General features: G+C 57.7%; 23 protein-coding genes and 1 tRNA gene. 13 read left to right on the top strand and 11 right to left on the bottom strand.

The genetic code is table 11. From position 1 onward, the window contains the following. Window positions 1-27 precede the first annotated feature (27 nt). From EPL01_RS09435 to EPL01_RS09425, 3 genes are read left to right on the top strand one after another with little or no spacing between them, the layout of a single operon-like run. On the top strand, window positions 28-477 hold the full coding sequence (locus EPL01_RS09435; RefSeq protein WP_135825007.1) for an Hsp20/alpha crystallin family protein: 450 nt from the start codon (window positions 28-30) through the stop codon (window positions 475-477). A gap of 38 nt (window positions 478-515) precedes the next feature. Then, window positions 516-968, top strand: coding sequence for a peroxiredoxin (locus EPL01_RS09430; protein WP_135825006.1), 453 nt, complete (start codon window positions 516-518; stop codon window positions 966-968). Window positions 969-1,017: 49 nt separating this feature from the next. Then, window positions 1,018-1,461: a hypothetical protein gene (locus EPL01_RS09425; RefSeq protein ID WP_135825005.1), complete on the top strand. Its 444-nt coding sequence runs from the start codon at window positions 1,018-1,020 to the stop codon at window positions 1,459-1,461. 24 nt (window positions 1,462-1,485) lie between these two features. Here the strand turns inward: EPL01_RS09425 and EPL01_RS09420 are convergent, their stop codons facing one another. Next, window positions 1,486-1,971 (bottom strand): hypothetical protein, encoded by a 486-nt coding sequence (locus EPL01_RS09420; protein WP_135825004.1) that lies wholly within the window; start codon window positions 1,969-1,971, stop codon window positions 1,486-1,488. 210 nt (window positions 1,972-2,181) lie between these two features. Between EPL01_RS09420 and EPL01_RS09415 the strand changes: the two genes are divergently transcribed. Continuing rightward, a complete protein-coding gene (locus EPL01_RS09415) occupies window positions 2,182-2,790 on the top strand; it encodes an OsmC family protein (protein WP_135825003.1) in 609 nt (202 codons plus the stop codon). Between the two features lie 198 nt (window positions 2,791-2,988). Here the strand turns inward: EPL01_RS09415 and EPL01_RS09410 are convergent, their stop codons facing one another. After that, on the bottom strand, window positions 2,989-3,639 hold the full coding sequence (locus EPL01_RS09410) for a hypothetical protein (RefSeq protein ID WP_135825002.1): 651 nt from the start codon (window positions 3,637-3,639) through the stop codon (window positions 2,989-2,991). A gap of 687 nt (window positions 3,640-4,326) precedes the next feature. On the opposite strand from EPL01_RS09410, the gene EPL01_RS09405 reads away from it, so the two are divergent. Together EPL01_RS09405 and leuS are read left to right on the top strand one after the other, a co-directional pair. Beyond that, entirely contained in the window at window positions 4,327-4,752 is a 426-nt protein-coding gene (locus EPL01_RS09405) for an Ig-like domain-containing protein (protein WP_135825001.1), read from the top strand. A gap of 104 nt (window positions 4,753-4,856) precedes the next feature. Beyond that, the gene (gene leuS / locus EPL01_RS09400; protein ID WP_135825000.1) at window positions 4,857-7,724 is read left to right on the top strand and encodes a leucine--tRNA ligase; all 2,868 of its coding nucleotides are present in this window, start codon (window positions 4,857-4,859) and stop codon (window positions 7,722-7,724) included. Between the two features lie 53 nt (window positions 7,725-7,777). On the opposite strand, the gene EPL01_RS09395 is transcribed toward leuS, so the two are convergent. Further along, window positions 7,778-8,296, bottom strand: a complete 519-nt coding sequence (locus tag EPL01_RS09395; RefSeq protein ID WP_135824999.1) for a hypothetical protein — start codon at window positions 8,294-8,296, stop codon at window positions 7,778-7,780. Between the two features lie 237 nt (window positions 8,297-8,533). Next, window positions 8,534-9,598, bottom strand: a complete 1,065-nt coding sequence (locus tag EPL01_RS09390; protein ID WP_135824998.1) for a chymotrypsin family serine protease — start codon at window positions 9,596-9,598, stop codon at window positions 8,534-8,536. A 319-nt stretch (window positions 9,599-9,917) separates the two neighbouring features. Between EPL01_RS09390 and EPL01_RS09385 the strand changes: the two genes are divergently transcribed. After that, window positions 9,918-10,163, top strand: a complete 246-nt coding sequence (locus EPL01_RS09385) for a DUF7535 family protein (protein WP_135824997.1) — start codon at window positions 9,918-9,920, stop codon at window positions 10,161-10,163. A 67-nt stretch (window positions 10,164-10,230) separates the two neighbouring features. On the opposite strand, the gene EPL01_RS09380 is transcribed toward EPL01_RS09385, so the two are convergent. Together EPL01_RS09380 and thsB are read right to left on the bottom strand one after the other, a co-directional pair. Beyond that, window positions 10,231-11,226 (bottom strand): ornithine cyclodeaminase family protein, encoded by a 996-nt coding sequence (locus EPL01_RS09380; RefSeq protein ID WP_135824996.1) that lies wholly within the window; start codon window positions 11,224-11,226, stop codon window positions 10,231-10,233. A 220-nt stretch (window positions 11,227-11,446) separates the two neighbouring features. Then, on the bottom strand, window positions 11,447-13,105 hold the full coding sequence (gene thsB / locus EPL01_RS09375) for a thermosome subunit beta (protein WP_135824995.1): 1,659 nt from the start codon (window positions 13,103-13,105) through the stop codon (window positions 11,447-11,449). 449 nt (window positions 13,106-13,554) lie between these two features. Here thsB and EPL01_RS09370 point away from each other — a divergent pair, with 449 nt between their 5' ends. Continuing rightward, entirely contained in the window at window positions 13,555-14,400 is an 846-nt protein-coding gene (locus EPL01_RS09370) for a glycosyltransferase family 2 protein (RefSeq protein WP_168215852.1), read from the top strand. A 149-nt stretch (window positions 14,401-14,549) separates the two neighbouring features. Next, a complete protein-coding gene (locus EPL01_RS09365) occupies window positions 14,550-16,277 on the top strand; it encodes a carbamoyltransferase family protein (protein WP_210424107.1) in 1,728 nt (575 codons plus the stop codon). A 101-nt stretch (window positions 16,278-16,378) separates the two neighbouring features. On the opposite strand, the gene EPL01_RS22435 is transcribed toward EPL01_RS09365, so the two are convergent. Next, window positions 16,379-16,513: a hypothetical protein gene (locus tag EPL01_RS22435; RefSeq protein ID WP_281275353.1), complete on the bottom strand. Its 135-nt coding sequence runs from the start codon at window positions 16,511-16,513 to the stop codon at window positions 16,379-16,381. Between the two features lie 248 nt (window positions 16,514-16,761). Between EPL01_RS22435 and EPL01_RS09360 the strand changes: the two genes are divergently transcribed. Further along, the gene (locus tag EPL01_RS09360) at window positions 16,762-17,439 is read left to right on the top strand and encodes an FkbM family methyltransferase (RefSeq protein ID WP_135824993.1); all 678 of its coding nucleotides are present in this window, start codon (window positions 16,762-16,764) and stop codon (window positions 17,437-17,439) included. Here the strand turns inward: EPL01_RS09360 and EPL01_RS09355 are convergent, their stop codons facing one another. Next, a complete protein-coding gene (locus EPL01_RS09355) occupies window positions 17,440-18,540 on the bottom strand; it encodes a sialidase family protein (protein ID WP_135824992.1) in 1,101 nt (366 codons plus the stop codon). A 281-nt stretch (window positions 18,541-18,821) separates the two neighbouring features. Between EPL01_RS09355 and EPL01_RS09350 the strand changes: the two genes are divergently transcribed. Then, window positions 18,822-19,532, top strand: a complete 711-nt coding sequence (locus EPL01_RS09350) for an acylneuraminate cytidylyltransferase family protein (protein WP_135824991.1) — start codon at window positions 18,822-18,824, stop codon at window positions 19,530-19,532. Window positions 19,533-19,575: 43 nt separating this feature from the next. Here EPL01_RS09350 and EPL01_RS09345 read toward each other — a convergent pair whose 3' ends face one another. After that, on the bottom strand, window positions 19,576-20,904 hold the full coding sequence (locus EPL01_RS09345; RefSeq protein ID WP_135824990.1) for an MFS transporter: 1,329 nt from the start codon (window positions 20,902-20,904) through the stop codon (window positions 19,576-19,578). A gap of 529 nt (window positions 20,905-21,433) precedes the next feature. Between EPL01_RS09345 and EPL01_RS09340 the strand changes: the two genes are divergently transcribed. Beyond that, a complete protein-coding gene (locus EPL01_RS09340; protein WP_135824989.1) occupies window positions 21,434-22,519 on the top strand; it encodes an amidohydrolase family protein in 1,086 nt (361 codons plus the stop codon). Beyond that, a complete protein-coding gene (locus tag EPL01_RS09335; RefSeq protein ID WP_135824988.1) occupies window positions 22,512-22,922 on the top strand; it encodes a Rieske (2Fe-2S) protein in 411 nt (136 codons plus the stop codon). Before EPL01_RS09340 ends, EPL01_RS09335 begins: the two co-directional genes overlap by 8 nt. 105 nt (window positions 22,923-23,027) lie before the next feature. Here EPL01_RS09335 and EPL01_RS09330 read toward each other — a convergent pair. Together EPL01_RS09330 and EPL01_RS09325 are read right to left on the bottom strand one after the other, a co-directional pair. Continuing rightward, a tRNA-Ser gene (locus EPL01_RS09330) sits at window positions 23,028-23,109 on the bottom strand. Window positions 23,110-23,305: 196 nt separating this feature from the next. Further along, a complete protein-coding gene (locus EPL01_RS09325) occupies window positions 23,306-23,515 on the bottom strand; it encodes a DUF7981 family protein (RefSeq protein WP_246045657.1) in 210 nt (69 codons plus the stop codon).

Genomic DNA, 23,515 nt, shown 5'->3' with positions numbered 1-23,515 from the left:
GGGCGACCGAACGCCCGTGGGGGAACAATGGCAGGACGCAGAAATCCGTTCGAGGAGATAGAAGAGATGATGAACCGCATGAGCCGCCAGTTCGAGGGGATGGGTGGCTCCGACCTGAGCGAGTTGACCGGCCAGCGCGGCGGCACGTCCATCGACCTGGCCGAGCGCGACGACGAGTTCGTCGTGACCGCCGACTTGCCGGGATTCGAGAAAGACGACATCGGCGTCTCGCTCCGGGGCGACCAACTCCGAATCGACGCCGAACACGAGGAGGCCCGCGAGGAGGGCGACGAGGACGAGGAAGGCCGATATCTCAGGAAGGAGCGACGACACCAGTCGGTGAGTCGCTCGGTTAGCCTCCCCGGCGACGTGGACGAAGAGGGCGTCTCCGCCCAGTTCCGAAACGGCGTACTCACCGTGACGCTGCCGAAGCTGAGCGCGGGCGAGGAGGATTCGCGTCAGATCGACATCAGCTAAGCGCAAACGCCTTCCCGGCCCGCCCGCAATTTGCGGGCATGACGCTCGAAACCGGTGCGGACGCACCCTCAGTCGAGGCGACGAACCAGCGCGAAGAGACCATCGAACTCGACTTTTCGAAGCCGACGGTGCTGTACTTCTACCCGCGGGACGACACGCCCGGCTGTACCACCGAGGCCGAGCAGTTCGACGCGGAACTGGAGAGCTATCACGACGCGGGCGTCTCGGTGTTCGGCGTCTCGACCGACGACGCCGAGAGCCACGAGGAGTTCGCCGAGAAGTACGAACTCCGGTTCGACCTGCTGGCCGACCCCGAGGGGACGATTGCCGACGCCTTCGGCGTGGACACCTCCCGCGGCGCGGCGGAGCGCACCACCTTCGTCCTCGACGACGGGAAGGTCGAGGCCGTCTACGAGGGCGTCAACCCCGACGGCCACGCCCGCGACGTGCTTGGCGACATGCTGGACGAGGGCCTCGTGGAGTTGGAGTAGTCTCTCCTCTCGCCGACAGCGTTTTTCCCAGCGCCGTCGAGGCTCGGGTATGGCGTCGCTCCGGGCCAAACTCGTCGGCGGATTTCAGTGGGCGATAACCGCTGGCTACGTCTTCCTCCTCGGGTTTCTGCTCGCCATCTGGTATCTCCACGTCACGCGAACCGCGATTTCGCTCGACCTCTCTGGTCCATTCGCTGCCTTCGTCGCCTCAGCGTTCGCCGTCGGCTACCTCTGGGTCGGGACACGGGACTCGGCGACGAGTCCCGACGCCCACGACCGGCGCATCGAGGTAATCATCACGCTCCTCGTCCTCGGATTCGTCTTCCCGTTCGGCGTGCCGGGACTGCTGGACGCTCTCGGGGTCGAACTCGGCGTCCCGCTCGCTGGCTTCGGCGTGGCCTACGCCCTGACGCTGGCGCTGTCCTACGGACTGGTTTACGGTCTGGGTTTCCGGTTCTTCCTCGACCCGGAGCGCCCGGACCTGCGGGAGTGAATCCCCGCATGGTCATCCACAACGTCACAGCAGGGACGCGATTTCGTCTGCCGCCTCGTCGGTCCGCGCTCGCCACGCCTCGGGGCGCTCGCCGCCGCGCTTGGGCGGGTCGATGGGGAGCCGAATCGGGTGGAAGGAAACGCGCTCGACCGACTCGGCGGCGGTCCGCCCCACGAACTCCGCGACCTCGCGCTTCGAGGAGACTCCTCCCGAGTCGAGGTCGTAGTAGCCCGAAAAAAGCTGGCAGACGACCACCTCGTCGTAGTCGTCCACCTCGCCCTCGTCGGCGTAGTAGAACAGTTTCGCGGTGTTGTTCGCCGGGTCGGCCCGCCGCCACTCCAACTCGACGGCGACGAAGCGATTTCCGGCGGGTCCCGCCCCGTCGCTCGCGCCGACCACGTCTACCGGCGTCCGCCGGATTCGGTACTCGGTCCGCCAGTCGAGGCGCGGCCGTCGCTCGGCGAGGGCATCTCTGAGTCGGTCGCGGACCTCCTCGGCGAACTCGCCCACGAGCTGGGCCGACTCGTTCGCGGATGGTCAATGCTTCGACTTACCACTTCGCGGACCGGTCGGCGACCCGGCGGGTCGCCGACCGCCTGCCTCAGTCGGGGTTACTCGCCGTGGTATCAACTTACCTGCGCGCGAGGAGAGACGGTTAACCCTGCACCTTCTAGAATATAATGAAAAATAATTAAGGACTAGCTCGGCGTAGCGTCGCTCATGGCCCGAGAGACCATACAGCACGGCGTAGACCTAGAACAGTTCCCGAAATTCATCGAACACGCGACCGAGAACCCCGAGGACGCGATGCTCGGTCTCGGCGCGCGCGGCATCGCCGAGGGACGCGCGATGCACACGCTGGCGAAACTCGGCGACTACACCTACGGTGGCGACGAGATACGCAGCGAGACCCGCGATTACACCTTCCAACTCGGCGCGTTCAAGGAAGTCGAGGCAGATGCGGGGTTCGTGGACCCCGCGGACCGACCGGAACCCGTGGAAGTCGCGCTGGCGGCGCTGACGGGATGCATCAACGCGACGCTCGGCCTCGTGGCGATGGAGAACGAAATCGAACTCGATGACCTCGAAACCGAGGTCAGTCTCGACCTCGACCCGCGGGTATTCTTCGGCATCCGCGACGCCGAGGAAACCGGAGACGTGTACGACGACTTCGGAATCGACATCGAAATCAGCGGTCCGGACCTCACCGACGAGGACGCCGAGATGCTCCGCGAAGGCGTGGCGCGCTCCCCGGTGTTCAATCTGGTGAGCCAGTCGCACGAAATGTCGGCCGAAGTGAACCTGAAGGACGTGCCGAAGGCCGCGTAAGCAATAAACTCTCTTTTTAACGGACCTGACGCGTTGGCACTCGCCTGCTCGTACGGCCTCATCTACGCGGCGGGAACGCGGTTTTTCCTCGAACCGGACTCGAAAAGGATTCTTTATTGAGAGATGGTTCGAGAGACGTTTCGCCCGGTTTCAGAACGTTGTTCTTTTCCGGGAAGTATCTAATCCGTTGGAAGGGAGCTATATCACCTTATACCTCGCTTGGAAGGACGTCACGTCCGTTTCTTTGGCCTCCGCAGACGGGCCGTAGTATTCGATATACCCGAACTTCGAATAGATGTTCACCGGGTAGGTCTCATCGACATCACCTATCGTCGTAACGTCGAACCGCGCACCCTGTGCGTTATCTTCACTGTCGGGTAACTCTTTCCCGTTCTTGAGATTGTAGTGGTACTTGAGTTTCTCGTAGTCAGTCTGCTTCACGTATCCGCCAGAGGTTTCGTTAAGAACTTCCGACGTACTCAGACTGAAGAAGGGGGTAATCGGAACCGAAATCGACGCCGAAAATTCGTAGCCGTAGTTGTCCTCGATTCCCTCGTCGTCCGGAACCCAGTTCTTGAAGTTGGTGTAGTTGGCCTCCTTCGGGTTGAACATGCTGAAGTTGGCGAAGTCCGGAGACTGGGACCCCCGCGTGTCGTGGTAATCGTTGTAGGGTTCCTTCTCGAAGTGTCCCTGGACGTGCCACCTGTTCTTCCCTTCCTGCGAATTTATTTCGTCGTGGCCAGCTTCGTAGGCAGGGCTGTCGTCGAATCCGTGAGCCACGACTGCCCACTTACAGTCAGCATCGGAATCCAGCGGATCGTCTCTGTTAATGCCACCAACGTCCGTCATCAGAGATCACCCCGAACGATGTCTGCCATTCGGCCGACTACGTCGGACCTGGTCTCATTCGGTTCCACTCGGTCGACGCAGAAACCGCGGGAGTCGTCGTATCCGGGATGCTGAACGATTCCAGTGAACATCCCCGAGGGCATTCCTGTAATCGAGATCGAAAGCGGAGTCTGTCCTTTCGCTCGACTGGGCTTCGTACCGTTGTACTTTCGCACGGGTCGATGGTCTCTCTCGACTGGTGAGACTTCACTCAGGGGGTTTGCTTGGTCCGGTCGGTCGAAACTCACGCTGAAGTTACTCTTGCCGAGGTGGAATGTTCCTTTTAGCTCTCCGTCGACAGCGTTCGTCGTCCGTAGTTCCGCGCGACCTTTGCCCAAAATCTCACTTTTCGATGGTTCATACATCACGCCGGCGTACTCACTCTTCCTCCCTGCGGCACTAGCTACCGACACCGACGACAGTCCCATTCCGCCGATAGTACTCGCCAAGGCGGATTTCCGCAGAACACTTCGTCGTCTCATGCTGACACTCCTGAAATGTTTTCTTCCAATCCTTTTTCTGATTTAGTTTCTAGTATTGCAATAAGAATAAGATATGTATGAAACTTAATTATTTTGGCGATGAAAATATATTATATAATAAAAACTATAATAAGTTTGAAGTTATAATTGAAAAGAGATATAGGTGATGAACGTGGACCGAAGAGATGTGCTATCTGCGGTCATAGCGATGTCTCTCGGGGGTGGGTGCCTTCAAATCAACTCCCCAAGTGGAACGGTGGACGTACTCCTCGTGAATGGCCAGTCGGAATCGCAGAACGTCACCCTCGAGTTCATAACAAGAGACGGTAAGACAGTTACTAAATCCACGTATACCGCCCCTGCTGAAGATTCACGCGTAATCGAGAACGTCGTGGAAGAGAACGATTACAGGGTTGAGGTGCGAACCGGTGGCGGTAGCAGCCGGGACATGAGATACTCGACCGGAGACTGTGCTGGTGGACGAGTCGTCGTCACCATCGATACGAATCCGGTGCTGACTCTTGGAATGGACCCCTGTGAAGTGACTACCAATACTGCGACTACGGAAACGCCCACAAGCGACGGCGGATAGTTCCGAATCCTCCTCTGAGATTACTTGCAATTCTTGCCGCTATCGAACAGCACCGCCAGTCAGGTATGGCAGTTCTTTTAGTCGGGAGTTCACTACCGTACAGTATGAGCTACGACCCGCGGGATATCGAGACGAAGTGGCAGGACCGCTGGGCGCAGGAGGGCCGATACGAGGTGGACCCCGAGGACGAGGAGGCCACCTTCATCACGGTGCCCTATCCCTACCCCAGCGGCGGGATGCACATCGGCCACGCCCGGACCTACACCGTCCCCGACGTGTACGCCCGATACCGACGACTGCAGGGCGACAACGTGCTGTTCCCCATCGCGTGGCACGTCACCGGCACGCCCATCATCGGCGCGGTCGAGCGCCTGAAGAAGGGCGAGGAGGACCAACTCTCCGTCCTGAAGGACACCTACGAGGTCCCCGAGGACACGCTGAGCGACCTCGAAACTCCGATGGGCTTCGCCCGCTACTTCATCGAGGAACACTACAAGAAGAACATGAAGTCGCTCGGGCTGTCCATCGACTGGCGGCGCGAGTTCACCACCAACGACGACCGCTACTCGAAGTTCATCACGTGGCAGTACCAGACCCTCAAAGAGCGGGGCCTGCTGGAGAAGGGCCTGCACCCCGTCAAGTACTGCACCGAGGAGAAGAACCCGGTCACGACCCACGACCTGCTGGAGGGCGAGGAGGCCGAGTTCCAAGAGTACACGCTGGTCAAGTTCGGTTGGGAGCGCGACGGAGAGGGCGACCACAGCGAAGTCACGGTCCCGATGGCGACCCTGCGCCCCGAGACCGTCTACGGCGTCACCAACGCCTACATCGACCCCGACGCCGACTACGTCGAGGCCACCGTGGACGGCCAGCGATGGTTCGTCTCCGAGGCCGCCGCCGAGAAGTTCCGACTCCAAGAGCGCGAGGTCGAGGTCCACGACCGCTTCTCCGGCGAGGAACTGGTCGGCGAGCGCGTCACCAACCCCGTCACGGGCGACGACGTGCTGGTCCTGCCCGCCGACTTCGTGGACGCCGACAACGCCACGGGCGTCGTGATGTCGGTCCCGGCCCACAGCCCCGACGACTGGATGGCCCTGCAAGAGGCCAAACAGGACGAGGCCCGGATGGAGCAGTACGGCATCGACCCCGCCGAAGTCGAGGCCATCGAACCAGTCTCCATCATCGACGTCGAGGAGTACGGCGAGTTCCCCGCGAAGGACGCCGTCGAGGAACACGGCATCGACTCCGCCGACGACCCCGCGCTGGAGGACGCCACCCAAGAGGTCTACAACCGCGAGTTCCACGGCGGGACGCTCAAGGAGATGTACGGCGACTACGCGGGCGAAGTCGTCGAGGACGTGCGCGACGAACTCAAGGCCGACTACGAGTCTCGCGGGTCGTTCGACTCCATGCAGGAGTTCAGCGAGGAGGTCATCTGTCGCTGTGGCGGCGAGGTCGAAGTCGCAAAGCAGGAGACGTGGTTCCTGCGGTACAACGACCAAGACTGGAAGCAGAAGACCAAGCGCGCGGTCGAGCAGTTGGACGCCATCCCGGAGAACACCCGCGAGCAGTACGACCACACCATCGACTGGCTGAACGAGTGGCCCGCCATCCGGAACTACGGGCTGGGCACCCGCCTGCCGTGGGACGAGGAGTTCGTCATCGAACCCCTGTCGGACTCCACCATCTACATGGCCTACTACACCATCGCCCACCGACTGGAGGACGTGCCGGTCGAGGAGATGGACCGCAACTTCTTCGACACCCTGTTCTTCGGCGAAGACGAGGTCGAAGACCCCGACGAGACGGCGCTGGACCTGCGCGAGGAGTGGGACTACTGGTACCCGGTAGACTACCGCTGTTCGGGCAACGACCTCATCAGCAACCACCTGACCTTCTTCCTCTACCACCACGCAGAGCTGTTCGAGGAACCGAAGTGGCCCCAAGGCATCACCGTGATGGGCATGGGCCTGCTGGAGGGCCAGAAGATGTCCTCCTCGAAGGGCCACGTCGTCCTGCCGAGCGACGCCATCGAGAAGTACGGTGCCGACACGGTCCGGTTCTTCCTGCTGAACTCCGCGGAACCGTGGCAGGACTACGACTGGCGCGCCGAGCAGGTCGAGAGTACGCAGGACCAACTGGGGCGGTTCTGGACGCGAGCCCAGGAAATCATCGAGGGCGAGGACGGAGAGAAGGAACTGAAGCACATCGACAACTGGCTCCTGTCGAAGTTGCAGGACACAGTCCGCGACGTGACCGACGCGATGGAGAACTTCGAGACGCGCTCGGCGAGTCAGGCCGCCTTCTACCGCTTCGACGAACACCTGAAGTGGTACCGCAAGCGCGCCGACCTCGACCGACCCGGCGCGAAGTGGACTCTTCAAGAGGTCCTGCGGACTCGCCTGCGCCTGCTGGCTCCCTTCGTCCCGTTCATGGCGACCGAACTCCACGAGCAACTGACGGGCGACTCCATCGACGAGGCGGCGTGGCCCGAACCGGACCCCGAGTTCGAGTTCGACCGCGTCGAGTTCGAGGAGACGCTGGTCGAGGACCTGACCGAGGACGTGCGCGACATCGTGGACGTGACCGACACCGACCCCGAGACTATCCGAGTCTACGTCGCCGCCGACTGGAAGCGCACCGTGCTGGAAGAAGTGGTCGAGACCGGTCCCGACATCGGTGCGGTCATGGGCAAGGTCATGCAACACGAGGGCCTGCGAGAGCGCGGTAACGAGGTCAACGACCTCGTGCAGGAACTGGTCGAGTTCGTCCGCGAACGCCCCGACGACGAAGTCGAGGTCATGGCCGACGTGAGCGACCGCGAGCAGTCGGTCTACGACAACGCCCGCGCGTTCTTCGAGCGCGAGTTCGACGCCGAAGTCGAAATCTACACCGAGGGCGAGGACGCCTACGACCCCGCCGACAAGGCCGGGAACGCGGTGCCGTTCCGGCCCGCGATTCATCTGGAGTAACGCGGAAAACGCACTCGACTTTCCGGAATCTGGCCGACAGAAGGTATGAATAGTTACTCTTCTTTCACTTGTATCGTCGCTTCGAGCGGAATTTCCCTCTCGAGGTCGTCGCCTTCGAACCAACTGTCCTCGAATCGGTAGTCTCCCGGCGGGAGACACGACTCGTTTTCGGGATGTCCGAGTACTCTGTACGTCGTAGAAATCGAACTACAGGGCGGAATAGTCTTGGCCACGAACACGTCAGTTCTCGCAATCATGTCTTCGAGTTGCCAGCATTGGTCCGTCGGGCGTTCGGGAACCGGATTTAGTTTCCCGTCGTCGTTCGCGTCGTAGACCGATACCTTCTCGAACTCGTCTAAGTCGGGGACTAAGATCATCTGCGCCGATGACTCCTCGTGAGTACCCCAATCCGGACTGAAAGGTGGTGTCGCTCCGAACTGGAACTTCCGTGCGCTTTCCCCGAGATTACTGAACACGATTTGGACTTTCCCCGGAGCGTCTTTCGAGGGTTGTTTCGTAACACCTCCGACGACGCTCACGTCGTGCTCCTCGTATCGCACGTCGAGGTCCATTCGGAGCGCGTGGAACCCAGTGCGGGTTGAGTTGTCCGATTCGACTGTGAACTGCTTTTCGCAGGACGGAGACCGATACGAACGTAGTTCGGACAGACATCCCGTAAGGGACCCGAACCCTCCGAGAGTTAGCAACTGAAGTACAACTCTACGAGATTTCCGGGCCATGGTTGGACTCTTTTGATTATGTCTGGTTAGAAATTGTGGGAGCCTAGTGACTACACTACATCTTCTCACTTAGCAAAGTGAATAGTTGGGGTCGAATTGAATCCCGTATATATCATTCAAATGGTATGCCGCACATCCTATTGCCTCACCTCCATGATGGGGGGCGACTATCGCTAGGTGTTCGCAACCACTATACGTGTATCGATGGAAATGAGGGCCACCGGAGTCGCCTGCTTCCGTGTTTGTAGTCGTTTTCACGTAGTGATCGTCAGTAACATCACAAATGCCACTTGTAATGTCAATCTCGTCTATACTCCCACTTGTCTCACAGGTCCGCCATCCCTGCTGATAGACCGTTCCATCCTTCAGGTCATGCAAACCGCTTTTCGTTACATGCCCTGCAAGCTTTCCAACTTGATTATAAATCCCGTTATCAAAGCCACTGATGTCTGAATCTGAAGCCTCTGAAACGAGGGCCCAATCTTCTTTGAGGGATGACATTTCTACATCTCCGACGTAATTACCGTCAGGCCCATAATTATAAACTTTATTGCCATTTGGGTCGCCGCAATTGGTATTGACTACGTGTGCTGCAGTCATCATGTAGTACGAGCCATCCTTTTTAACCTGACAGGTAAACGTACCTGGGCCGTTCGAGTCATCCATATCGCATGCGTAGCCGCCTTCGACCCAATCAGTCTCGCTTTTACCACAATCGAGTTCCACGTCTGGGGTTTCTTTAACGGTGATAGGGATTCCATCAATATCGCTAGGGACTTCGCGTTTTAAGGGTGAATCTTGACTCGTGTAAACGGTAAGCTTACTTTTTGTTCTCCCATTTATTTTCTCGTCCGTACTCCCAATCCCTACTCCTTCAACTCCAGTATCTATGGACGAATCGTAGACTGCGTATCGACTTCGAAGTTTGTTTTGAAGCTCTTCCACTTTTTCAACATGCTTCCACCAACCTTCATCAACCTTTTTTGTCTGACGAGGTGTCCCATCACCACCTCGAACAGTTACGATATGTGCTATGTCTCTTTGACTGGCTGCTGACCGAGAACTAATTCCTGAGAATGTGATTCCAGCACCAACCGACTTTATGACGTTTCGTCTCTTGAATTTCTGTGACATCAGATAAGAAATATTATGGTAGTAATATAACATTTTCTAAAACATACATATATAAATTAAATTGCATATTGGTAACTTGCTGAGAGGCATAAAATATCTAATAACACTCGACAAAGTCAAAATGCCAATTACAGTTCGCACTGCGGCTCGCATAGTATCTCCGATATAGAAAACCTATATGACTCCGCTTCGGCGCTCTCCGACGTTCAGGACGGGGCGGCGTATACATCGAACATCCGCTATGGTTTGGTGGGCACGAGTCTCCGCGTGGGTCGGCCGCCACAAACGCTTATTCCTCCGGCCGCCGATACGTCTGTGCATGAGTGGGGGTTCCGACGAAGAAGACGAGAGTGTGATACCCGAACCGGCGAAGAAAGTCGTGCGGTCGGTCACGCCGGCCTACCGCGGACGGCCGGACACCGAGATGACGACCATCGGAATCGCGTACTTTCTGGGGCTGGTCATCATCCTGATTCCGCTCCTGCCGTTCATCGTGGTCGTCTGGCTCATCTCGAAAATCACGGGCTACTTCGCCCGGAAAGCGCCGACGGACCGGGTTCCCTGACCGGCGCGACCGAGCAGTTCGCTGGCCAGCGCGACCGAGTCTCTAACCGGCGCGTTGCTTCTCCGCGTTACTGCGTGCCGGTGCCGATGAGGTCGAAGGGGTAGCCGTTGTCGTTCTCGTCGGCGTGTTCGTAGACGACGTGGGCCGCGGCCACGTCCTGAATGGCGAGGCCGGTGCTGTCGAAGACGGTGATGCCGTCTTCCTCCGTCCGGCCCTCGACGTCGCCGACCACGATGTCGCCGACTTCGCCGTAGATGTCGTCGTCCGAGAGGACGCCCTCGTGGTACGGGACGTTGATTTCGCCCGAGTGGGTGGTCTGGGCGTGGTCGTCGATGACCAGCTTGGCGTCGAGCAGAATCTCGTCGGCGAGTTCGTGCTTGCCCTCGGCGTCGGCACCCATCGCGTTGACGTGGGTGTGTTCGCCGATGGCCTCCCGACTGACGATGGGGTCCTCGACCGGCGTGACGGTCGAGAGGACGTCGCATTGGGCGGCCTCCTCGATGGAGCCAGCGCGCACCTCGAAGTCGTCCTCGAAGTACTCGATGAAGTCGGCGACGCGCTCCTCGTCCAAGTCGCTGACGACGACCTCCTCGATGGGGCGGACCTCCGAGATGGCTTCGAGCTGGGTGTAGGACTGGACGCCCGCGCCGATGATGCCCATCGTGGTCGCGTCCTCGACGGCGAGGTAGTCGGTGGCGACGGCGGCGGCCGCGCCGGTCCGCTTCATCGTGAGTTCGGTGCCGTCCATGATGGCCAGCGGGAAGGCGGTCTCGGGGTTCGAGTAGACCATCGTGCCCATCACGGTCGGCAGGTCGAAGCTCTCGGGGTTGTCGGGATGGACGTTGACCCACTTGATTCCGGCGGCGTCCCAGTCGTCGGCTTCGAGGTAGGCGGGCATCGACCGGAAGTCCCCGTTGTACTGGGGCAGGTCGATGTAGGACTTGGCGGGCATCTGGGCGTCTCCTCGGGCGTAGGCCGCGAAGGCGTCCTCTACTGCCCGGATGACGTCCGGCATCTGGGTGTTCTCGTCGACGGCTTCCTGGTTCAGCAGCAGCGTATCCATATCGAGAAGATTCTGCCCGGCCCACTATAAAGTATTCAAAACTCCGGCGGATGACGCAACCTTCACCACCGCGTGTCACTTTCCGGGCGGTGTTCGGATGCAGAAGCAGGAACTCGGATAAAATCGGACGTGGTGTCAGACGACAGCACGCGATTCGATGCGGAGGTCGGTCGATGCGGTGGACGTCTGTGGAACGGCGGAGTTAGGCGCTGGGCCTACTTCACATCGCGCCGCCCATGCCGCCCATACCGCCCATGCCGCCCATGCCGCCGCCGGGGCCGCCTGCCTCGTCGTCGCCCTTGTCGGTGGACAGGTCACCGGCGGAGATGATGTCGTCGATTTTGAGCACGAGGTTCGCGGCCTCGGTGGCACTCGAGACGGCCTGCTCCTTGGCGTGAGCGGGTTCGACGACGCCCGCGTCGAGGGTGTCCTCGACGTCGCCGCTGTGGACGTTCAGGCCAGCGCGCTCGTCGCCGTTCTCGTGGGCCGAGCGCAGGTCCACGAGGGTGTCGATGGAGTCCAGACCGGCGTTCTCGGCGAGGACGCGCGGGACGAGTTCGAGCGAGTCGGCGAACGCTTCGACCGCGAGCTGTTCGCGGCCGGAGACGGAGTCGGCGTAGTCGCGGAGGCGACTGGCGACCTCGACCTCGATGGCACCGCCGCCGGAGACGACGCGACCGTCCGAGACGGTCTGGGCCACGACGTCGAGGGCGTCGGTGACGCCGCGTTCGAGTTCGTCCACGACGTGGTCGGTCGAACCGCGAAGCAGGAGGGTGACGCCGTGACTGTCCTCGCCTTCGACGTAGAACAGCTCGTCGCCCTCGTCGCGGGTCACGTCACCCTTGCCGAGGTCGGCCTCGCTCGCGCTGTCGAGGTCCGAGACGACGCTCGCACCGAGGACTTCCTTGAGGAAGCCGATGTCGGACTTCTTGACGCGGCGGACCGCGAGGACGCCTTCCTTGGCGAGGTAGTGCTGGGCCATGTCGTCGATGCCCTTCTGGCAGAAGACGACGTCAGCGCCGGTCTCGACGATCTTGTCGACCTTCTCGCGGAGCTGCTGCTCTTCCTGGTCGAGGAAGCTCTGGAGCTGGTCGGGGTCCTCGATGTTGACGCTGGTATCGACGTCGGTCTCCTCGATTTCGACGGCCTCGTTGAGCAGGAGGACGTCGGCGTCCTCGACGCTCTTGGGCATGTTGTCGTGGACGGGGTCCTTGCTGATGACCGCGCCCTTGAGGAGTTCGGACTCGCTGGCCGCGCGACCGGTCTGGGTCTCGGTCTTGACGTACTCGAGGTCGACCGTGTTCTCGACGGTGACCTGCTGGACCGCGTTGACGATGATTTCGCTGAGCGCCTCCTTGTTGAGTTCGGCACCCTTGCCGGTCATGGAGGTCTCGGCGACCTTGCGGAGGAGTTCCTCGTCGTCGGTGTCGATGTCCTCGGCGACGTTGTCGATCTCCTCGCGGGCCTTCTCGCTGGCGAGGTGGAAGCCCTTGATGATGGCGGTCGGGTGGATGTCCTGCTCGAGGAGGTCCTCGGCGTTCTTGAGGAGTTCGCCCGTGACCGCGACGGCCGTGGTGGTGCCGTCTCCGGCCTCGTCCTCTTGCGTTTCGGCGACCTCGATAATCATCTCGGCCGTCGGGTTGTCGATGTCCATCTCCTTGAGGATGGTCACGCCGTCGTTCGTGATGGTGACGTCGCCCATCGAATCGACGAGCATCTTGTCCATCCCCTTGGGTCCGAGTGTGGAACGGACCGCGTCAGCGACCGCGCGAGCGGCGCTGATGTTGTGTTCCTGCGCATCTTTGTCCTTGACGCGCTGGGACTCCTCGGACATTACGATCATCGGCTGGCCTTGCATTCGCTGTCCTCGCTGACTCATGGTTCAGACGAAGATATGATTGTGCTTCTATATAAATGTTCGCTTGTAAGGCATATGGTAACATGATGGATCGTTACACGTCGTGATGGGTAATCTCGGGTTAGAAACTCGGTGCCGGGTGATTCTCTGGGAATCCTTCGCACAGGTCGGTTGGGGATTCTGTCGGTGATAGCGCCGGGATTTATATACCGATAATGGGGTCCGTATCGTAACATGAGTGAAACGCCGTTTTTGCGGAGGAGAAACTCAATATTAATACGATCTTTAGCCCAGCGGATATTTAATACAAAAATAGAAAAATTAAATAGTAGGAATTATCTACGTTAGATTGCCAGATAAGTCGCGTTCTCAGAATGATGGCGAGTGACTATCGGTTGTTCGCTAGTTGAGAGCTATCCGAGAATTCCCGCTACGTCGAACTGAAGAGCAATATGGTCGAAACGAGTGTCGTGGTTCGTACCTACAACGAACGCAAGTACATCGACCGAGTGCTTCGTTCGGTCGCTAATCAAGCGTACGATGACTACGAAGTGATTCTAGTCGACTCGGGGTCAACCGACGGGACCGTCGAACTCGCCGAACCGTTCGTGGACCGGACGGTTCATCTCTCCCCGGAGAAGTTCACTTACGGACGGTCACTCAACGTCGGCTGTCGCAAAGCGCAGGGTGACTTCGTCGTCTTTCTCTCCGGCCACGCTATTCCGACCGACGAAACGTGGCTTGCACGCATCGTCGCGCCGCTCCGTGAACCGTCGGTTGCGATGACGTACACAAATCAGACCGGGGGCGAGCCTACTAAATTCCCTGAACAACGGCTGTTCGACGAACTGTTCCCCTCGGAGTCACGCCGTCAGCGACCGCCCGACTATTTCGCCAACAACGCGAGTTCCGCCGTGAAACGCGACCTGTGGAAAAATCACGAGTTTGACGAATCGCTGGTCGCCCACGAAGATATAGAGTGGGCGAAATATTTCATGGATCGAGGATACGAAATCGCGTACGAGGCCGAGGCGTGCGTCTATCACATTCACGAAGAGTCGACTGACGGTATCTACGACCGATTCGAACGCGAGGCGTGTGCGGACGTTGCGCTCGGCGTTCGAAGTCCTTACGAGCGCTGGTTGGAGTACGCTCGAATGCCGTTCGATATTATTCGAGATACGCTCGTTGCAATCAGTACACGACGATTCAATCGGGAAACCTTCGCCGAAATCGTTCGGTTCCGACTGAATCAACGCCTCGGTGCCGCCACGGGATTAGCCAGCGACGAGACGTCGGCACGACTGTCGATTTAGATACCCTGATTGGTACCGTCAGACGTGTGCTCCGGACAGTACGCGTCTCTTCACAGACTGACGATGATGAAGTTATCGAGAACCGAAGCGATATTTGTGATTTGAATAAACGGAATAAATATATAATTTGATTCAGCTTAATTGTACTCATGGTGGAATATAAGCTGGCCTTTAAACCTGCGAAGCACGGATTCGGCGATCACGACCCGTCTGCTGTCATCTTTGAAGGCAATTCTCCGGTATACGGAATCGAAGAGGAGCGATTGACCCGGGAGAAACACGCCCAAAACACCTTCCCGTACCACGCAATCAAGTCGTGTTTAGAGGCTGTCGGGGTTTCGCTTTCGGAACTAGACGAGATTATCCTTCCGTACGACCCGGACCTCTGGCTGGATACGGACTTCGTGATTGCGAACTACAAGCGAGAAATAGCGTTGGAAACCGACCCCGACGAGGTGTCCCACCTCTTGGGTGTCGTCGACCAGTATCTCTCGCTGTGGCACGACGCAGTAGACGAAGTCAAAGCCAAACTTCGGGAACTTGATGGGAGTGAGCCACTTCCTCCGGTCACGACCCGCGTCCACCACGCCTGTCACGCCGCGAGTGCTTTCCATCTCTCCCCGTTCGAGCAGTCGACTGTTCTCACAATCGACGGTTGTGGGGAAACGGACTCAACGGTCGTCTGGCACGGAACTGAACGCGGCCTTGAACGCGTCAGAACGTATAAGTACCCGAACAGTCTCGGACAGTTCTTCGGGACTATCACAGAGTATCTCGGGTTTCGCTACGGGAACGGCGAAGGGAAGGTTATGGGACTCGCGTCGTACGGAAACCGAAACGAACAGATCGAGAACGAACTCTACAAGCACGTAAGCGACGGAGTCGATTACGACGTAACTGGATTGACAGATTCGGGAGTGCGGGCCGGTCTCAATCGACTCGAATCTTGGTTTGACCGGCCTCGCAAAACGTGTACTGAGCAGTTCGACCAATGGGAGAGGGACCTCGCGTATACTGCTCAGAAGTTCCTCGAGAACACCGTGACGAGTATCGTCGAAGAGTACTGTACAGAACTGGACTGTCGGAACGTATCGCTCTCGGGCGGTGTCGTCCTGAACTGCAAAATGAACAAGCAGATTATCGAGTCGGAATCGGTAGCCGACACGTTCATCCAACCAGTCGCAAACGACGCCGGACTGGCACTCGGTGCGGGCCTCGTAGGGGAGGACCCGACCTCCGTCGAACCGATGTCGACCGTCTACTACGGACCGAGCTACTCCGACGACGAGATTACGGCACTACTAGAGCGAGAGGGAATCAAATACACGCAACCCGAGCAACTAGAACGAGTCGTTGCCGAACTAATCGCCGATGGCGCTCTCGTCGGATGGTTCCAACACCGAACGGAGATGGGGCCACGCGCCCTCGGGAATCGTAGTATTCTCGCGGACCCCCGAACCGAGGAATCGCGCTACGCCATCAACGAATACGTCAAACACCGCGAGCAGTGGCGACCGTTCGCTCCCTCGATGACCGCCGACGCGGCCGACGAGTACCTCGTAGATGCCGATCAGGCCTCGTTCATGATTCGGGCGTTCGACGTGACCGAGAAAGCTAAGCAAGATATCCCGGCAGTCATTCACTCGGCGGACCAGACCACGCGACCGCAGATAGTTACGGAAAACGCCAATTCTCGGTACCACCGACTACTCACCGAATTCGGCGACCTCACCGGCGTTCCGGTACTCCTCAACACGTCTTTCAACGACAACGGCGAACCGATTGTGAATACCCCGATGGAAGCTCTGGACGACTTCTTCTCGACGGAACTCGACGTGTTAGTCTTGGGAGGAGCGGTCATCCAAAAAGAGGGTTGACCGATTGTCCTGTCAGCCAGTAATGCTCATTCGTGACGTACTTGCCAGTACTGAGGCAGTCGCGTATCAAATATAAAGAAGTGGTCTACGTCGGTCCGGGATTAGTAGGACTCGCCGGCGTTCATCGATTTCATCTCTTTGATTTCGATGGATTCGACGCCGGAGACTTCGTCTGCGTTCTGGACCTTTTCGTCGACGATCTGCTCTTCCACGTCAGGAGTTTCTGCTTTGGACATGTTGAACTCCGATTCTTACGTCACGCCTTTAATTAATAAAACTAATGCTCGAAACTCTAAATAGAGGTATCAACCCAACTCGATGTGGACACATCTGCTCTGTCCGACCACGTGTTCCTCGCTCATCATTTCTCTTTTCATACAGATACTCCGGGTTGCTTCGCTCTTCCGACTAAGTACTCGGATATTACTGAATAGACGACAACTTTATTACGACATACGAGCCACTCCTTTATCACGTAGGACGGATGAATTCAATCCAGACAAAGGAAGTTTCCTTCGAGACCCCAATCGGCGAAGTAGCGATGCAGATTTCCAGGGACTCGGACGGACTGTTAGCGAGTAAGACCGAAACGTTCGGTGGATACGAGCCGGGTCTCGTTCACACACTGGCCGCTGTTCTGGAGCCCGATGACGTTCTATACGATATCGGGGCTGGATTCGGATACAACGGGACTGTAGCTCGGTCGGTCTCCGTGCCCCAGGAGAACCTCCACCTCTTTGAGATTGACGAGCAACGAGCGGAAATATGCTCTGAGAACCATCCCGAAGCCACCTTGAATCGGAGTCCTGTCGGCGACGGGGACGGAGAAACGATAGCAATCGACTCGTATACTCGGTCGAATCCGGCACCGGACGTCGTTACGATAGATATCGAGGGACTGGAAGTCAGAGCGCTACAAGGTCTCCGCAGGACGGTCGCAACAGAAAACCCAATCGTTTTCGTGGAGGTACATCCTGCTTTCCTCTCACACTTTGATGCCGAGGTCGAGGAGATTCACGAGATACTCGAGGAGAACGACTATGACGTGCTCGTCGGTAATCACCGAACCTACCCCATGGAGTGGTGTCGAAGAAAAGGTGATCCGCCCATCAGCAGGCAAGCAGAGATACCCACTTACACTATCTTTGCGAGACCTGAGTAGTTACGAGGGGGCCTCGAAGATGGTCGAAGCGATGTACCGAACCCCCGTTCCTCGGAGTGAGACTTCGGCTTCCTTCTCGTTGAAGTAGTACACGGTGAGAACCTTCCCATCAGAAAGCTGGATAGTCCGCGGATAGCCTAAATCGACACTTCCGCCACCCTGCCGAATAATCCACTCTTTACCCCACGATTTCCCACCATCCTCGCTGATTCTACATCTGACTCCGTAGCTCGGCTTTCGGTACCCGTACACGAGGAGAATCCGCCCGTCGTCTAATAAGGTGAGCGTCCCCGGCGCACCGTGGTCGTTCGGTCGTGACAACCTCGACCACGAACGGCCTTTGTCCTCCGACTGATAAATCTCCGTCCAAGCGGTATCAGACTCGGGATTCGCGCGGACCGCCGCTAGAATCGTCCCATCCGGTAATACCAATGGGGACGGATGGATCATCCCGTACGAACGCTTTTCGGTGATGAACGACAGGAAACTCCACGAACTCCCTCCGTCGAACGAAGCGAAGACAGCAGGTCGTTGCTGGTCGTGGTCGAGGTCGTCCCTGATGACGGGCATCATCAGCAGGCACGCTCCATCAGGTCTGGTTACGTAATTTGGCTGGCCGTACACGGACTTGAACTCGAACTTCGGGAAAGGAAACGCCCTCGTCCACTCTTGACCCTTATTATTCGAGATCATGAACCACGGATGGTTGTGGCTTGGCTCCTGATGAGGGGCCGAAAAACTTGCGAGTATCGTCTCGTCGTCGTTCAAATCGAACGACGTCGGTCGAGCGTCTAAGCCGAACATCACGGTGTCGGCGACTTCTGGAAGGTCGGCTATCTCGCCGTCTTCGACCCACGTTCTGCCCGAATCGAAACTTCGCATCCCTCGTATCGATCCGAATCGTCCCAATCGCTCGTGTTCTCCCTGCCCCCTGACGGAGTAATCACAGTCGATAGTGAAGAACGCTGTCAGGATTTCCCCGTCACCGAACTTCCATAGCCCTCCCAAGAACGGGAACGCGCAGTACTCGTCGTCAGAGCGATACACGACGTCGTGAGTCCTGTTTGGAACTTCTGACGTGCTTTTAGGATATTCACTCATAATTGTAATTAGGTGATGTCTGTTTGCATAAAGATTGCTGATTACACATAGTGTTAGTCCAGTAAGTAGTGATGCGATTCTACCCCAATTTACTGGCCGAGTTCAATCCGTGCCGCCCGGCGGTATCGTCGCTGGCCGAGAAGAATCTCCCTCGAAGCCTGCATTTCGAGTCATTGTAGGTGACGAACCGAGACAGTTACACAGAATCCTTGTATCTTCCACAGCTATATTATTATATTTACACCGGAAAAAATAAACGTAGGAAGTACAGTTTAGTGCCTATGTCCGATACGCTGACCGCTCTCGTCCCGATGAAGGGACACAGCGAGCGCATTCCTGGTAAAAATATCAAGGAGTTTAACGGCCGTCCGTTGTTCTACTGGATTCTAACGACTTTAGAGATGACCCCTACTATCGACGAAATCATCGTAAACACGGACTCAGATCGAATCTCCAAGGGAGTACGTGAACACTTCGACGTCACAGTCCACGAGCGACCGCAACGGATTCGGGGAGACGAGGTTTCTATGAACCGGATAATCGAATACGATATTGACCAGACAGACTCGGATTGGTATCTCCAAACCCATTGTACGAATCCGTTGCTCTCGCCGAGAACTATCGAGGACGCCTTTCGTGAGTTTCGCAACGCCGAGGACTTCGATTCTCTCTTTAGTGTGACTCCACATCGGAAATTCTTCTGGTCGCAAGACCAAACCCCGATAAATCACGTCAACGACGAACGGCTGACGATGACACAAAAGCTCGAACCGCTCTACGAGGAGAACAGCAACATGTATTTCTTCTCCGAGTCGTCTTTCCGCAAGAAGGACAATAGAATCGGTGAAAGCCCAAAACTCTACGAGATGGACGAAATCGAAGCTGTCGACATCGACGAACAAGCGGACTTCGACATGGCCGAGTACTTCCACAAAGAGAAGTTTGGCGAACACCCGACGACGTCCGAGGTACGGAACGTCTTTGACGACTAGGGGAGGAGTCTTTTCTCGATTGGGCGGTACTCACGTGTCGTAATCAGTCGTCCGCGCTTCTCATATCGCCGATATTGAAGTCCGACCGGTCGGCGTTCCGAACTGCGGGTAGCTCGCGGAGGGACGGCCGCAACGCGAAGAAGACGCCGGTAAAGCAGAAGCCGAACGCTGCCAAGCCCATCGTCGTCGGCGTTCCCAAGTAGTTGGCGATAAATCCGCCGACCAGCGACCCGACCGGCAAGGTGGCCGTGGACGCCGTACCCTTGACCGAGGAGATACGGCCGAGAATCGTTTTGGGGAACACCCTCTGGTTTAGTGTCGAGACCAGTACGCCGTTGACGCCAGCCGGAATCCACGCGAGACCGAACAGTCCGACGGTGAGTACCGTCGACGACGAGTACACGGAGCCGACCCAGAGGGCGGCCGAGATGACGTACGCAACCGCCTTCCACCGACCGTACGGGACGGATTCAAGTCGGGGAGCAACTACCGTTCCCACCATCCGCCCGACGCCGAACGCTCCGAGTAACAGTCCGTACATCGTTGGCCCGCCGCGTAGCGAACCAAAGGCCGGGAGAATTGCGAGCATCATACCCAGCGCAAAGTGAAATACCGCCGAGGTAAACATCATATCCACGAAGACCGTTCCCCGGAGGATGGAGATTCCCTCCCGCAGGTCGTTGACGTACCCCGAGAAACCCGCCTCTTCGGACTCTTCGGACTCTTCGGACTCTTCGGACTCCTCGTCGCTATTTTCTACCCGCGGGATAGTCATGCCCAGAAACAGTAGACCCGACACGAGGAACGTGAGCGAATCCACGACGAACAGCTTTATCGCGCCGAAGGCGGGAATCAGGAGTGCGCCGAACGCTTCGAAGACGGTATCTAGTCCGAGCGTAGCCGTCGCGAGCGTCGAGTTCGCCTTTGAGAGTCTGTCGGAGGTGACGATTCGGGGGACGAGAGCAGTCTGGACTGGAGAGAGTACCAGCGTCATCAGCGAGAGGACCGGGATTACTGCGAGGATGAGTCCGACAGATAGGTGGCCGGTGTACTTCGCAACAGGGAGCGTGAGGATTGTGATCCCCTGCACGAACTGCATCAGCACCAGAACGTGTTTGATCGAGAATCGGTCGATGATGGGACCGGCAACGAACTGTAATAGCCACGGGAGGAGCAACAGAAAGTTTGCCACGCCGGTCAGGAAAGTCGAACCGCTCAACTGGAAGACCAACCAGAGGATAGCGGCACTATAGAGGCTATCTCCGAGGTTCGTGATGAATTCCCCGGAGAGGAACTTGAGGAAGTCCGGATTCCGCCAGAGAGAGGGATAGCCCGTTGTACTCTCCTTCGGGAACTCTTCTATCTCACTCATCTGTCTCCTCCGCGAGGGGCGATAACAAAGTCCGACTCGGCATCGCTACGTATCGGTTTCGACCGATGCGTCGGCCAGAGACGGCCAGCACTCCGTGTCGTTGCATCTTCACGCGGACGCTGACTATGGAAAACCATCGAACCCTTTGGTGCTGACATGGTGGATGCATTCTCTGATATACAGTCGCAATTACGGAACACGCCGTGAGGACGAATATTATATCTACGTGATGTATAACGCGGATTGGCGTTCAAGGGGCGAAAAGTACGCATTCTGAACGCACCGATGGACATATGCTTTACTCCTCCCATAACTTGATTAGATATATATGGCTGTCGATTTTGAAGAAATCAGCGAAGACGCCGATTTAGCGGACGTGAAAGAACGGCGGGACCCTGCTCGTTTCGGTGGTCTCTCATAACTGCTGGTGACTTCGAGTCTATCCTCCGACCTTGTAACCAAAACTTGAATCTATTAATAAATGACTATTTCCGTTTAATTTATAATGAGCTAGATTACTTGATTGCGTATGGGCGAAGTAGACAACGACGGTCCCATCGTTTTCGACACGGACTTTCACCTCAACGAGGGGATGGAACATCTCGTACCGTATCTCGTAGACCCGTACAAGACGTTGTACGAGCGCGACTACGGCGAGGAGTACCGGGATCCATTCCCTCAAGCGGGGTGGTTCGCTCCCGACCGAATGGGCAAGCAGTCTCCGCGGCAGGTGCAAACCCGGGAGGATGTCAGCGACGCGATGGCCGAGTTCGATATTGACTACGCGCTCATCCAGCCGTCCAACTGCATGCATCTCGGTAGTGTCCATCACGACGAATTTGCGACCGCATTAGCGAACGCGTACAACGAGTGGGCATCGAACGAGATTCTCGACTCGGAGAAGGGAATTTACGGCTCGATACTGGTAGCGCCACAGCGCCCCGAGACCGCCGCGGCCGAGATACGAGACAGAAAAGACGCGGACGAGTTCGTGAGCGTGGGAATTCCGAGCGGCGGCGTTCACCCGCCCCTCGGGAATCGCCGGTATCATCCGATATACGAGGCCGCGGAGGAGGCGGGACTGCCGATAGTGATGCACAACGCCGTTACGACGATAATGACCGCTTTTCCACAACTCTTCCAAGAGTTCAGCCGGAATCTGACGTGTCACGCGACCCTTCACCCGATGCAACAGATGGTCCATCTCGCGGATATGATCGTACAGGGGATTCCGGTCGAGTTCCCGAACCTAAAAATCGTGATGCAGGAGGCCGGTGTCGGGTGGATTCCGTTCATGATGCGGCGACTGGACAACGAGTATCTCAACCACCGTAGCGATGCGCCGATGCTCGAGAAGATGCCGAGCGAGTATATCGAAGACCAATTCTACTTCAGCTCTCAGCCGTTCGAAGCCGTCCAAGAGCAGAAATACGTGGAGTACGTGGTCGAACTCGTCGGATCGGACAGCCTGATGTTTGCGACCGACTACCCCCACTTCGACTTCGACAACACCGAAGACGTCATGAATCGTTTGCAACGACTTCCGGAGGCAGAGCGAGAAAAGATCGCCGGGAAAACGGCCCTGGACGTTTTCGACATCGACCAACATGACTGACGCTTCGACGGACGACACGGAACGGGGCGATTCGTCTTCGGAGTCCACGGTCTACCACGTCACGTCGGTAGACGACATGGAAGAGGGGGACCGATTGCTCGTGGATATCGACGGACAGAGTCTCGCTATCTTCAGGGGGAGCGAAGAATTCTACGCCATCAGTAACTACTGTCAGCATCAGGGTGGACCGATGTGCAAGGGCCGAATGCTGAATCCGCTCGACTCGACGAAGAGTAAAGACGCGTGGGAGTTATCACAGGACTCGGACGTACCGACCGTCGCTTGCCCGTGGCACGGATGGGAGTACGAACTCGAAACGGGAGAGCACGTCGCTCCGACCAAGTACAATCTCCCCACCTACGACACGATTGTCGAAGACGGCGAACTGTACGTCGAAGTATAGGCGGTTCGCCGTGGATTCCGTCGGTGCTCGAAGCTATCTTTCTCCACTTCCCACCTCACGACGTCGTGAACTCACGAGGCGCTCGCGGTATAATTAACGGAACAACGCCAGGACAGGGATTTGAACCCTGAATCCCGTAAGGGAACACGCTTTCCAGGCGTGCGCCTTACCGTTCGGCCATCCTGGCTCATGCGAAGGTAGTCCCGTCGTGCGTTTAAACCCTTCCCTTTTCTTTCGCAGCGAGCGGCGCGTCGAAGACGAGCCGCGACTCGACGGCTCCGTGCGTGGCCGCGCGAACCCCTCCGCAGAAGAGACACAATCTTATTTCCCTGCCCTAATAGAACAATGCCGAAGCAAATGACCAGTTGTCTTTCGGCCGCCCGCTACCCGAACAACTTGCCCTCGGCCAGATACGCCAGTCCCGTCGCGCCGACGCCGACGGCCAGCGCTACGCCGAACTTGACCGTCAGGGCGTAGCGGTACCCCGTTGCCAGTTCGTACCCCTGAAGCGCGACCAGAAACGCGAACAGGCCGACCAGTCCCCAGAGGAGACTGGCTTTCACTCTAGGGCGCACGTCCACCTTCAGCGCCAC

The organism is Halorussus ruber (genome assembly GCF_004765785.1).
GTDB classification, from domain to species: domain Archaea; phylum Halobacteriota; class Halobacteria; order Halobacteriales; family Haladaptataceae; genus Halorussus; species Halorussus ruber.
Note: the sequence above shows the minus strand (reverse complement) of the source record. Positions and strands in the feature narration are given on the sequence as shown.